The 12,247-nt window shown below is 63.2% G+C and carries 10 protein-coding genes; 3 read left to right on the top strand and 7 right to left on the bottom strand.

Going from position 1 to position 12,247, the window contains the following annotated elements; translation table 11 throughout:
• The first annotated feature begins 334 nt into the window (after window positions 1–334).
• Window positions 335–1,456: an acyltransferase family protein gene (locus tag DTW89_RS12135; protein ID WP_114656139.1), complete on the top strand. Its 1,122-nt coding sequence runs from the start codon at window positions 335–337 to the stop codon at window positions 1,454–1,456.
• A 146-nt stretch (window positions 1,457–1,602) separates the two neighbouring features.
• Here the strand turns inward: DTW89_RS12135 and rnk are convergent, their stop codons facing one another.
• Together rnk and DTW89_RS12125 are read right to left on the bottom strand one after the other, a co-directional pair.
• On the bottom strand, window positions 1,603–2,016 hold the full coding sequence (gene rnk, locus DTW89_RS12130; RefSeq protein WP_111868901.1) for a nucleoside diphosphate kinase regulator: 414 nt from the start codon (window positions 2,014–2,016) through the stop codon (window positions 1,603–1,605).
• 140 nt (window positions 2,017–2,156) lie between these two features.
• Complete coding sequence (locus DTW89_RS12125; RefSeq protein ID WP_114656140.1) at window positions 2,157–3,326, bottom strand: IS4 family transposase; 1,170 nt, start codon at window positions 3,324–3,326, stop codon at window positions 2,157–2,159.
• A 156-nt stretch (window positions 3,327–3,482) separates the two neighbouring features.
• Between DTW89_RS12125 and DTW89_RS12120 the strand changes: the two genes are divergently transcribed.
• Complete coding sequence (locus tag DTW89_RS12120) at window positions 3,483–4,643, top strand: PA0069 family radical SAM protein (protein WP_114656138.1); 1,161 nt, start codon at window positions 3,483–3,485, stop codon at window positions 4,641–4,643.
• Window positions 4,644–4,747: 104 nt separating this feature from the next.
• On the opposite strand, the gene DTW89_RS12115 is transcribed toward DTW89_RS12120, so the two are convergent.
• Window positions 4,748–5,830, bottom strand: a complete 1,083-nt coding sequence (locus DTW89_RS12115; RefSeq protein WP_114656137.1) for a sodium-dependent bicarbonate transport family permease — start codon at window positions 5,828–5,830, stop codon at window positions 4,748–4,750.
• Between the two features lie 88 nt (window positions 5,831–5,918).
• On the opposite strand from DTW89_RS12115, the gene DTW89_RS12110 reads away from it, so the two are divergent.
• Window positions 5,919–6,818, top strand: coding sequence for a LysR family transcriptional regulator (locus DTW89_RS12110; protein WP_114656136.1), 900 nt, complete (start codon window positions 5,919–5,921; stop codon window positions 6,816–6,818).
• A 119-nt stretch (window positions 6,819–6,937) separates the two neighbouring features.
• Here DTW89_RS12110 and DTW89_RS12105 read toward each other — a convergent pair whose 3' ends face one another.
• From DTW89_RS12105 to DTW89_RS12090, 4 genes are all read right to left on the bottom strand, one after another.
• Entirely contained in the window at window positions 6,938–8,662 is a 1,725-nt protein-coding gene (locus DTW89_RS12105; RefSeq protein WP_114656135.1) for a phosphoethanolamine transferase, read from the bottom strand.
• Between the two features lie 59 nt (window positions 8,663–8,721).
• A complete protein-coding gene (fghA, locus tag DTW89_RS12100) occupies window positions 8,722–9,582 on the bottom strand; it encodes an S-formylglutathione hydrolase (RefSeq protein WP_114656134.1) in 861 nt (286 codons plus the stop codon).
• A gap of 58 nt (window positions 9,583–9,640) precedes the next feature.
• Window positions 9,641–10,747, bottom strand: a complete 1,107-nt coding sequence (locus DTW89_RS12095) for an S-(hydroxymethyl)glutathione dehydrogenase/class III alcohol dehydrogenase (protein ID WP_114656133.1) — start codon at window positions 10,745–10,747, stop codon at window positions 9,641–9,643.
• A 130-nt stretch (window positions 10,748–10,877) separates the two neighbouring features.
• On the bottom strand, window positions 10,878–12,188 hold the full coding sequence (locus DTW89_RS12090; RefSeq protein WP_114656132.1) for a citrate synthase: 1,311 nt from the start codon (window positions 12,186–12,188) through the stop codon (window positions 10,878–10,880).
• Window positions 12,189–12,247: the final 59 nt, after the last annotated feature.

Genomic DNA, 12,247 nt, shown 5'->3' with positions numbered 1-12,247 from the left:
GCGGTGTATGCACTGAACCACCGGCCACGCAAGTGCCTGGGCTGGCGTACTCCGCATGAGGTGTTCTATGGGCTGGAGATCACTCCGCTTAGACTTGAGACTCGCGCACTTCGTACTTGAATCCGCGATATTTTGGGGCTCTAGCGCTTGACAGCATTGCGTTGATAGCTATTGAATTAATAGCTTCGCAAGCGTGCTGAATCAGGTGCCCCTGCGCAGCGCGAGGGCCTCTCGTGCCGCAGAACACACCCGTTTTGTTGTCCAGCCCCCAGACACCAAAAGTTGGATGGCCCCGCCTGCGGGTCGGCATCACGCCATCGTTTCATTGGTTCGCATGACTTCTCCCCACTCCCGCACCCCGCTGATCGACATGATCAAGGGCGTTGCCTGCGCCACCATCGTGTGGCACCACCTGGCTTTTTACGGCCCCATGTCGGACATCGCGCAGCCGCTGGCGCCGGATTTGATGGCCTGGCTTTACGACTACGGGCGCATGGCCGTGCAGGTGTTTCTGGTGCTGGGCGGTTATCTGGCGGCGGCCAGTCTGGCACCGCAGGGCCTGGCCCGATTTGACAGCGCCGGCCAGCAGATCACACGGCGCTTTGTGCGGCTGGTGGGGCCTTATTCCGTGGCCCTGCTGCTGGCGGTGCTGGTGGCCGCGCTGGTGGGCAACTGGATGGATCACCCCTCGGTGCCCGGTGCACCTGGCCTGGGCCAGCTGGTGGCCAATGCGCTGCTGCTTCAGGACATCGTGGGCGAAGAGGCCTTGTCGGCGGGGGTGTGGTATGTCGCCATCGACTTCCAGCTTTTTGCCGGCTCTGTGCTGCTGCTCGCGCTGGTGCGGGCCATGTGTGGCGAGGGGCGCGTGCGCCACGCTGCCTGGCTGGGGCGTGCGCTGGTGGTGGTGGGCACGGCCATGTCCTTGCTGGTGTTCAACCGCGAGCCGCAGCTGGACATGTGGGCCCTGTATTTCTTTGGCGCCTATGGGCTCGGCATGATGGCCTGCTGGGCCGTGCAGGCCCCGCGTGCCGGCGGGTGGATGGCCGCCATCGCCGTGCTGGGCACCGCTGCCCTGGCGCTGGATTTCCGGGCACGCATTGCCGTGGCGCTGGTGACGGCCCTGGCCCTGGCCTGGGCGCTGCGGTCACCGCGCTGGCGGCAGTGGCAGGGGTTCGCTCCCCTGGTGCGGCTCGGTCAGATGTCGTATTCGGTGTTTCTGGTGCACTTTCCGGTGTGCCTTTTGGTCAATGCGGTGGTCAGCCATATCTGGCCGCAAGCGCCCGAATGGAATGCGCTGGGCATGCTGGCCGCATTTGCCCTGTCGCTGGTGGCAGGGCAGCAGCTGTATGCGCGTGTGGAACGCCATGTTCCGACCTGGACCTCGGCGCTGCGCTGGCAGGCCGGGCTGGTGGGCACCGGCATGCTGGTGGCGGTGACGAGCAGCCTGTGGGCTTGATCGTCCGCGCGCTCATGCCGATTCTTCTTTGGGGTGCGGTGCTGCCCGGCTGACAGGCGGTGCGAGCGACGGCGGGCACCGCTGACGAGGCCGCCAGCAAGCTGGCTGCTGGCAAGGCCTCCCACAAGTGCGGTTGCTCGCGCTGGTCAGCGGTGCAGCTCGCCCGCGCTTTCGGGTTGGTAGACGATGCTTTTCACCCGCACCGTCATCGACTTGCCGCCCGGGCCAGGCCATGCCAGTTCATCGCCCACCGCCAGGCCCAGCAAGGCGCTGCCCACGGGCGCAAAAATCGAGATACGGTCGGCGCTGCCATCCATGTCGCGCGGGTACACCAGCGTCAGGCAAAACTCCTTGCCGGTCTCCTCGATCGTGAACTGCACGGTGGAATTCATGGTCACCACATTGGGCGGAATCTCCTCGGGCGCCACCACGTCGGCGCGGTCCAGCTCTGCCTGCAGGTCGGCCTTGCCCGGAAAGACGCTGGCAGGAATCGCCGCCAGCAGTGCTTCAATGCGGTCCAGGTCCAGGGAGGACAGGGTGATCTGGGGTTTGCGCGCCATGGCGTGTACCTCGAAAGCTAGTTGTAAAGGGCGGGACTGTAGTGGATCGTGAATCTCGCACTGCGCCGCGTGGTCAAAGCGGTGGGCGAGGTTTTCGCGGAAATGCTTTAAAAACTGTATATTAATACAGTAGTGTCCGGTTAAAAGTTGAACAAATTCAACTGGTTAGCGATGGGTGTCTCAATGGATTGGGATCGGTCGGCCTGCAAGGCGCATGAAATCTGGGTTTTCTCAAAAACTGACACTGACAAGATCTGTAGACATGTGTAGAGCGAAGCATCGAGATGAAGCTCCTTCTTGACGATGGCAATGAGCACGTAGGTGGACACGGCGCACCAGATCTGTGTCTTGACGGCGTTCTCGCTAGTACCCAGGAACCGCTTGATACGCAGGTGCTGCTTGATCCATTTGAAGAACAGCTCGACCTGCCAGCGACTTTTGTAGAGCGCGGCAATCGACAAGGCTGGCAGCGTCGTGTTGTTGCTCAGAAAGACCAGCGTCTTGCCCGATTCGGGGTCTTTGAATCGGATGCGCCGCAGGTGCTCAGGGTACTTCTTGGCCGAGTAATGGCCGTTGAGCATTACGCGCTGGTCGCAGATGATGCCTGTGCTGCGATTGACGGGATCGGAGTACACGCGCCGAGCGTCCATGCCCGCTTTGGCTCGGGTGACGAAGAATGCGCCAGCCTGATGCAGGGCATACAGGCGAGCAAAGTCGACGTATCCCCGATCCATCACGTAAAAGGCGCCCGACTCGACAGGCAGGATGTCGAGCACGTTCACGTCGTGAAGCTTGCCGTCGCTGATGTGAATGAACGCGGGGATAGCCCCACGCAGGTCCAGCAGCGTGTGCAGCTTGATAGCGGCCTTGGTCGAACGAAACGGCGCCCAGTCGAACAAGCTCAGGCACAGGTCGATGGTGGAGGCATCCAGGGCGTACACACCGGCATCGAGATCGAGCACCGTTGGCTCTTGCGCGTACATGCCTCTGGCCCGCACGATCAGCCGCTGAGCCAGCGCATGGTAGATGCGCCAATCCCGCGAGTTCAGCGCATCGGCCAGCGTCGAGCGCGCCGGTGGCGCCTTCAACCCCATGTGAAACAGCTTGCCGCGATTGGCCGCCAAGCAGGCTTCGATGTCGCGCAGCGATTCGCGCCATGTGAGCTGGGAGAACGCCATGACACGAAACAGGTCTGCGCATCCCAGGGTGCGAACACCTGCATCGCCATCGTGGCGGTCGATGATGCGCGAGAAGGTCTTCCAAGGCACGAACTCCATTACCTGTGCGAACAGCGTCTTGCCCACATTCATGCGCCACTCCGGGTTGTTGAAACCCGCGAGCATCGCAAATGAGCTAAACGAAATTCAAATCGTGGACACCCATGAATCCTCTGAAACCCGCTTCAATACTGGCGTTGCCGCCCTTCAGCATCAAATAAGCCGGACACTACTGATATTAATACAGTTATGAAAAGCGATGCTGATCCCGCTGATCCCGCTGATTCGCCCTGCGGCTCGCCGCCCGAAGCGCGCATTCCCCTCCACGCCATTCGCGGCCGGGGTGCCGCCACGGCCACGCCGCACCGGTTTGCAAAGGACTCGCGCACGGTGGTGGACGATGGCTGGGATTTTCCTTGGGATGGCGAGGCGCAGGCCACGCCGCAGCCCACCCGTGTGCACCTAGAAACCGCCCGCAGCGCGCTGTGCACCAACGATTCCCCCGACATCTTCTTTGAGCACTCGGTGAACCCCTACCGCGGTTGCGAGCATGGCTGTGTCTATTGCTATGCCCGCCCCACGCACAGCTATCTGAACCTGTCGCCGGGGCTCGATTTCGAGACGCAGATCATTGCCAAGCACAACATCGGCGAGGTGTTGCGCGCCGAACTGGCGCGCCCCGGCCATGTGCCGCGCACGCTGAACGTCGGCTCGGCCACCGATTGCTACCAGCCGGTGGAGCGCGAGTTGCGTCTTACGCGGGGCGTGATCGAGGTGCTGCGTGACGCTCGGCATCCGTTTTCGCTCATCACCAAAAGCAGCGGGGTGGAGCGCGACCTCGACCTGCTGGCGCCACTGGCGGCGCAGCGCCTGGCGGCGGTGTATGTGACCATCACCACGCTCGATGCCGCGCTGGCCCGCCGCATGGAGCCGCGCGCAGCCGCACCGCACCGGCGCCTGCGCACCATCCGTGCGCTGGCCGATGCGGGCGTGCCCGTGGGTGTGAGCGTGGCGCCGCAGATCCCTTTCATCACCGAAGACATGGAGCAGGTGCTGGCAGCCGCACACGATGCCGGTGCGCGCAGCGCTTTCTACACAGTCATCCGGCTGCCCTGGGAGCTGGATGCGCTGTTTCGCGAGTGGCTGGCGCTGCATTACCCCGACCGCGCCGCGCGTGTGATGGCGCGCATCCAGGACCTGCACCAGCTGGGCCCCGCGGCCCGCGCCGCAGGCAAGACCTACGACAGCAGCTATGTGTCGCGCATGAAAGGGGCCGGCCTGTGGGCCGATCTGTTGCGCCAGCGGTTTGCCACCACCTGCCGCCGGCTGGGGCTGAACCGCGAGCGGGTGGAGCTGGACCTCACCCAGTTCAGACCCGGGCTGGCGCAAGGGCAGGGGAGTTTGTTTTAGGCTGCGGCGTCGCGCCTGGGCACGATTGATCTAGAGGCGCAATCAACGCGCAGAGGCAGGCATTGGCTGCAAAGAGTGACCGGGCAGGGTGCGCATTGCCGGCCTCAACCCACCCAGGCCCACTGCACCACCTGCGTGTAAAGCGGAATACCCAGCACGATGTTCAATGGAAACGTCACCCCCAGTGACAGGCTCACATACAGCGATGGTTGCGCTTCGGGGATGGCATAGCGCACCACTGCAGGCACGGCGATGTAGGAGGCGCTGGCGGCCAGCACCATCAAGAGCGTTGCATCGCCCGCAGGCACCTGCAGCCACCACGCCAGCACCAGCGCCAGGCTGGCGTGCACCAGTGGTCCCACGACGGCATACGCCAGCAGCCAGGGCGACTGATGGCGCACCGCAGGCAGGCTGCGCGCGGTGTTCAGCCCCATGTCCAGCAAAAACAGGCACAACATGCCTTTGAACAGGTCCCCTGAAAAAGGCTGCATTGCGGCCTTGCCCTCGTCGCCCGTCACCAGGCCAATCACCATCGCACCCAGAAGCAGCAGTTGCGTGCCATCGGTAAACGACTCGTGAAGGATCTTGCCCACCGAAAGGTTTGGGGCTGGCGATGCCGCTGCGACCGCACTGCCATGGCCCATGCTGTGACCGCCCGGCGCACCTGCGCCCGCAGAGGCCATCGCCATCACCGGCTGCCCGCGGTGTGCGGGCACCATGCCGGTCGATGCCGTTGCTTGACGCTGGCGCAGCGCATTGGCCAGCATCACCGCCAAAATAATCGCGGGCGACTCCATCAATGCCATGGCGGCCGCCATGTAGCCGCCGTAGGCAATGTGCTGCGAATCCAGGTACTGCGTGGCCGTCACAAACGTCACCGCACTCACCGACCCGTACGTGGCCGCCACCGCCGCGGCGTTAAAGCCCGAAACCACCCGCCGCAGCAGCACGTAGCCCACCAGCGGCACTACCACCGCCAGCAGCACCGCAAGGCCCAGGCTGCTGGCCACGCTGGGCGTGAGCCCCGATGCCGCCAGCGCAAAACCGCCCTTGAGCCCCAGCGCCATCAGCAGGTAGATCGACAAGAACTTGGAGATTGCTGCAGGCATCTCCAGGTTCGATCGGACCAGGCCCGCAAACACCCCCAGGGCAAAAAACAAGATCGCAGGGTCCAGCAAGCTTTGCATCAGATAACTCCTTGTGGGGTTGGATGCTAGTTGCGCGACACTGCAAAGTAAAATCGATTCGAATGCGGTTATCTATAGATAAAAATCTATGAACATCACTTTTCGCCAACTGCGCCTGTTTCTAGCGCTGGCCGAGACGGGCAGCGTCAGTGCCGCCGCCAGGGTCATGCATGTCACGCAGCCCACGGCCTCCATGCAGCTGCGCGAGGTGACCCAGGCCGTGGGCCTGCCGCTGTATGAAGTGGTATCGCGCCGCGTGCACCTCACCGAGGCGGGCCAGGCACTGGCCCGCACTGCACGTGCCATTGCGGGCGAGTGGGATGCGTTCGAGCAGCGCGTGTCGGGCGCCAAAGGCCTCACCAGCGGGCGCCTCAAGGTTGCCGTGGTCAGCACCGCCAAATACTTTGTGCCCCGCCTGCTGGGCAGCTTTTGCAAGCTGCACCCGCAGATCGACATATCTCTCGAAGTGCTCAACCGCGACCACGTCATCACCCGCCTGCGCAGCAACCTGGACGACCTCTATGTCATGTCCAGGCCGCCAGAAGACCTGCTGCTGGAAGACCAGATCCTCATGCCCAACCCGCTGGTCGTCATTGCCCCCGCCGGCCACAGGCTGGCGGCCAAAAAGCGCGTCAATATGGCGCAGCTGCAGGGCGAGCGCCTCCTCCTGCGAGAAAAGGGCTCTGGCACCCGCATGGCGACCGACGCCCATCTGCGCCAACTGGGCTTTGTTCCCACCGCCGTGCTGGAGCTGGGCAGCAACGAGGCCATCAAAGAATCGGTCGAGGGGCAGCTGGGCGTGTCCATCCTCTCGCGCCACGCGCTGGGCGCCCACCACGACGGGCTGGCAGTTCTTGACGTGCAGGGCTTTCCCATCCAGTCGCACTGGCACCTGGTCTGGCCCAAGGGCAAGCAGCTGTCACCGATTGCAGAGGTGTTTCGGGGACATCTGGTCGGTGAGGCGAAAGGATGGCTGGGGGTGCGGTAAGCGGGGCGACGGTGGACGAACGGGCGAAGGAGCGCAAAAGTTGGCAGCGGCTTCGGAGAGTTTCTTGAGGCCGGCATGCGCTCAATCAGAGCGATCAATTGGGCCTGGCCTTTGCCGTGTCACCCGGCCAACGGACCGTTTGGCTGCTGCCTGCACCCGGCAAACATGTCCAGCGCCGGGCTGTAAGCCCCGGTCTGCACATCCATCAGACCCAAAACCGAATGAAAGTAGTTGTCGTGCGTAACGCGCCGTTGAGCCACATCCTGCTGCAGGCAGCCGGTGGTCACATGGGTGCGCGCCTGCATCGCGGGTGACAGCCAGGTGATCCAGGGCACATGCTTTTGCACATCGGGCGCGATGGAATAGGGCAGGCCATGCAGGTAGATGTTGTTCTCGCCCAGCGACTCCCCATGATCTGCTACGTAAATCATAGCTGTTTGCGCTTGATGTGATTGGGTTGAAAGCCAATTGAGTACCGAATCGAGAAACTGGTCGGTCTGCACGATGCTGTTGTCGTAGGCGTTCACCACCTGCTCTTGCGTGCACTCCTGCAGGGCGGTGGAGGTGCATTCGGGCTGGAACTTCTTCAGGGCCTGCGCCGAGCGCTTGTAGTAGGCGGGGCCGTGGCTGCCCATCTGGTGCATCACCACCACCGTGCCGCGGCTGCGTTGCTCGGCAGGCAGTTCGGCCAGACGCTGGTCCAGGTCCTTGAGCATGATGGGGTCGAGGCATTCGCCGTCGGGGCACAGGGCCGGGTCTTTCAATGCGGTGGTGCGCACTTCGCTGACGCGCTCGCACACGCCCTTGCATCCGGCCTGGTTGTCCAACCACAGCACGGCCAGGCCCGCATGGTGCAGCACGTCGATCAGGCTCTCGTAGTTGGCCTTGCGCCCCTCGAAACCGTCACGCCCCAGATGCGAAAACATGCAGGGCACCGATGCGGCCGTGCTGGTGCCGCACGACCATGCGTTGCGCGCCGTGGCCAGGTCGGTGCGGGCCGACAGCAGGGGTGTGGTGGGCCGCTCATAGCCGTTGAGCCCGAAGTTCACGCTGCGTCCGGTTTCACCCAGCACCAGCACCAAGAGGGGTGGCTTTTGCTGGCCCGCATAGCTGGCGCCCAGCTGGGCGTCGCGGCCCAGGGGCATGAGGGTGTTGGTGTCCAGCCGCAGCGGCTTGGTGGCGATATTGCCCAGCGCGTACACGCTGTTGAGCGGGTTGATCAGGTAGCGCAGCCGGGTGTGGTTGCGCATGGTGGATGCGAAATCCTGGAACACCAGCAGCAGGCAGACCACGATGACCACGATGGCGCCCACCAGCAGCATGCCGTTGTGGGCCATGTGGCGAAAGGCATGCATGCGGCGTACCGGGCGGCGGTACAGCCACAGCATCGGCGGGGCCGTGAGCGCCAGCACGGTGGCCAGCATGCGCCAGTTGAGCAGGTCACCGGCCTCTTTCACATCGGTCTGCATCACGTTGACCAGCATGCTTGCGTCGATGGCGATGCCATAGGCAAGCATGAAATAGGCGCCGAAAGCGGCCATGAGCAACATCACGGTGATGGCGGGCTTGAGCGTCCAGCGCCAGGCCAGCAAACTCAGCAGGGCGGCATTGCCTGCCGCCACAATCACCGCAAACGCCAGCGCAAAGCCCCAGCCGCGCAGCGTGCCCTGTCCCGGCAGCGCTGCCACTTCGCGCCACAGCGGCACATTGCACGCAGTCGCCAGCCAGGCGCTGGCCAGTACAACCACCCACGCGGGGTGGATGGCACGGGATGCTTGAGGAGAATGGGCTACGGCGCGGTGGCCGAGCGCGAAACGCTGCATGCGCTGCAATAACAATGGCATGGCCCATTGTTTGCAGCGCTGCTTAAGTGAACATTAATGTTCAGAACCTGTTGGCATTCTCAGGCCAGCGCGCTGGCGTGGTGCTGCAGATGGTCGGCCAGGAAGGTCTGGATGAAATAGTAGCCATGGTCGTAGTCGGCATGGCGGCGCAGTGTGAGCGGCTGCCCGACCTGGGTGCAGGCGCTCTCGAACAGGTGAGGGTGCAGCTGCGTGGCGAGAAACTTGTCGGCCAGGCCCTGGTCGATCAGGATGCCCTGGGGATAGGGCGCGCTGGTTTGCTGGCCCATCAGCACACTCGCGTCATGTGCGCCCCAGGTGCTTTCATCCTGCCCCAGATACCCGGTGAAAGCGTTGTGCCCCCAGGGGCACTGGGTGGGCGCGCAAATCGGCGCAAAGGCCGAGACGCTGCGGAAAACGCCAGGGTGCCGCAAGGCGAGCGTGAGCGCACCGTGGCCGCCCATCGAATGCCCGAACAGGCCCAGGCGCTGGGCGTCGAGCGCAAATTGTGCCGTCACGTCGGGCAGCAACTCGTGGATGAGGTAGGTTTCCATGCACCAGTGGCCGGCCCAGGGCGACTCGGTGGCGTCCAGATAGAAGCCGGCGCCCACCCCGAACTCCCAATGGTTGCTTTCACCCAGAATGCCCGCGCCGCGCGGGCTGGTGTCGGGGGTGAGGATGGCCAGCCCCAGCTGTGCCGCCAGGCGCTGCGCACCGGCCTTGATGGCAAAGGTTTCCTCCGTGCACGTCAGGCCGGCCAGGAAGGTCAGCAACGGCACCTGCTGCCCGGCCAGAGCCTGGGGCGGCAAATACAGGCCAAAGCGCATGGGCAGGCCGATTTCGGACGAGCTGTGCTTGTAAAAGCGTTGCACGCCGCCAAAGCAGGCGTGTTCGCTGGTCAGTTCAAGGGCGGTGAATGTCATGAATGTCAAATTTGATAGCTGCTAGCGCTTATGGATAAAGCGCTAGAGGCCAATTTCATCAATAAATAACCACGCCGCGGATCGACTCGCCGCGCTTCATCAAATCAAAGCCCTTGTTGATGTCTTCCAGCGGCATGGTGTGGGTGATCAGGTCGTCGATGTTGATCTTGCCCTCCATGTACCAGTCCACGATTTTTGGCACATCGGTGCGACCGCGCGCGCCACCGAAGGCCGAGCCTTCCCACTTGCGGCCGGTGACCAGCTGGAACGGGCGGGTGCTGATCTCGGCACCGGCCTCGGCCACGCCGATGATGATGCTGCGGCCCCAGCCCTTGTGCGTGCATTCGAGCGCCTGGCGCATCACGGTGGTGTTGCCGATGCATTCAAAGCTGTAGTCGGCGCCGCCGTCGGTGAGCTGAACAATGGAATCCACCACGTTCTCCACCTCTTTCGGGTTGATGAAGTGCGTCATGCCGAACTTGCGCGCCATCTCCTGGCGCTCCGGGTTGATGTCCACGCCAATGATCTTGTCGGCGCCCACCATCTTGGCGCCCTGGATCACGTTCAGGCCGATACCACCCAGGCCGAACACCACCACGTTGGCGCCCGCTTCGACCTTGGCGGTGAAGATCACCGCGCCAATGCCGGTGGTGACGCCGCAGCCGATGTAGCAGACCTTGTCAAAAGGTGCATCCTCGCGGATCTTGGCCAGCGAGATCTCGGGCGCCACGGTGTAGTTGCTGAACGTGCTGGTGCCCATGTAATGAAAAATGGGCTTGCCATCCAGGCTGAAGCGGCTGGTGGCGTCGGGCATCAGACCCTTGCCCTGCGTGCCGCGGATCAGCTGGCACAAGTTGGTCTTGCGCGAGAGGCAGAACTTGCACTGGCGGCATTCGGGGGTGTAGAGCGGAATGACATGGTCGCCCTTCTTGAGCGTCGTCACACCAGGCCCCACGTCCACCACGATGCCCGCGCCTTCATGGCCCAGGATGGCCGGGAAGATGCCTTCGGGGTCGGCACCCGAGAGCGTGTAGTAGTCGGTGTGGCAGATGCCAGTGGCCTTGATCTCGACCAGCACTTCACCGAACCGAGGGCCTTCCAGGTCCACGGTTTCAATGGTCAGGGGCTGGCCTGCTTGCCAGGCGACGGCGGCTTTTGTTTTCATGGGAGGACTCGTTGGACGGTGACAGGGGTGATCACTATACAAGGGCGCGAAGCCGAACCGGCGCACCACAAAAAAAGCCCGCCGGGGTGCGGCGGGCTTTCGTGGGTCGGCGGGCAGGGCCCGTCAAGTGTCAGCGCTGGGCGATGGGTTGCACATCACGGCGCTCGGAGCCGGTGAACAGCTGGCGTGGGCGGCCGATCTTGTACTCGGGGTCGCTGATCATTTCGTTGAGCTGAGCGATCCAGCCAACGGTGCGGGCCAGTGCGAAGATGCCGGTGAACAGGTTCACTGGAATGCCCATGGCGCGCTGGACGATGCCGGAGTAGAAGTCCACGTTCGGGTACAGCTTGCGCGACACGAAGTAGTCGTCTTCCAGGGCGATTTTTTCCAGTTCCTTGGCCAGCTTGAACAGCGGGTCGTTTTCCAGGCCCAGCTCTTTGAGCACTTCGTTGCAGGTTTCCTGCATGAGCTTGGCGCGCGGGTCGTAGTTCTTGTAGACGCGGTGGCCAAAACCCATCAGCTTCACGCCGGAGTTCTTGTCCTTGACCTTCTCCATGAACTCGCCCACCTTCGACACGCCACCCTGGCGCTGGATGTCTTCCAGCATGTTCAGGCAGGCTTCGTTGGCGCCACCGTGTGCTGGGCCCCACAGGCAGGCCACACCGGCTGCAATGGCAGCAAACGGGTTGGTGCCCGACGAGCCGCACAGGCGAACCGTGGAAGTGGAGGCGTTTTGCTCGTGGTCAGCATGCAGGATGAAGATGCGATCCAGGGCGCGCTCGAGCACCGGGTTGACCACGTAGTCTTCGCACGGCGTACCGAACATCATGCGCAGGAAGTTGCCTGCGTAGCTCAGGTCATTGCGCGGGTACATGTAAGGCTCGCCCTTGCCGTACTTGTAGGCCATGGCGACCAGCGTAGGCATTTTGGCAATCAGGCGGATCGCGGCGACTTCGCGGTGCTGCGGATTGTTGATGTCGGTGCTGTCGTGGTAGAAGGCCGACAGCGCGCCCACCAGGCCCGTGAGCACAGCCATGGGGTGGGCATCGCGGCGGAAGCCACGCAGGAAGAACTGCATCTGCTCGTTGACCATGGTGTGGTTGGTCACGCGGCTGGTGAAGTCTTTCTTCTGCGTTTCGTTGGGCAGGTTTCCGTAGAGCAGCAGATGGCAGGTTTCGAGGAAGTCGCAGTTCACGGCCAATTGCTCGATGGGGTAGCCGCGGTACAGCAGCTCGCCCTTGTCGCCATCAATGTAGGTGATGGCGGACTGGCACGACGCCGTGGACAGGAAACCCGGATCGTAGGTGAACATGCCGGTCTGCGCATACAGCTTGCGGATGTCGATAACGTCAGGGCCAATGCTGCCCTGGTAGACCGGCATTTCCACGCTGGGGCTGCCGTTACTGAACGACAGGGTGGCTTTGTTGTCAGCTAGCTTCATTGTTACTTTCCTTTGGGTTTCCGATGATCCGGTCGGGGGGTATCGATTCAGTGCCAAGG

The sequence above is a fragment of the Acidovorax sp. BoFeN1 genome, assembly GCF_003345135.1.
In the GTDB taxonomy this organism is placed as follows: Bacteria; Pseudomonadota; Gammaproteobacteria; order Burkholderiales; family Burkholderiaceae_C; genus Acidovorax; species Acidovorax defluvii.
This window is presented reverse-complemented; position numbering and strand designations above follow the sequence as displayed.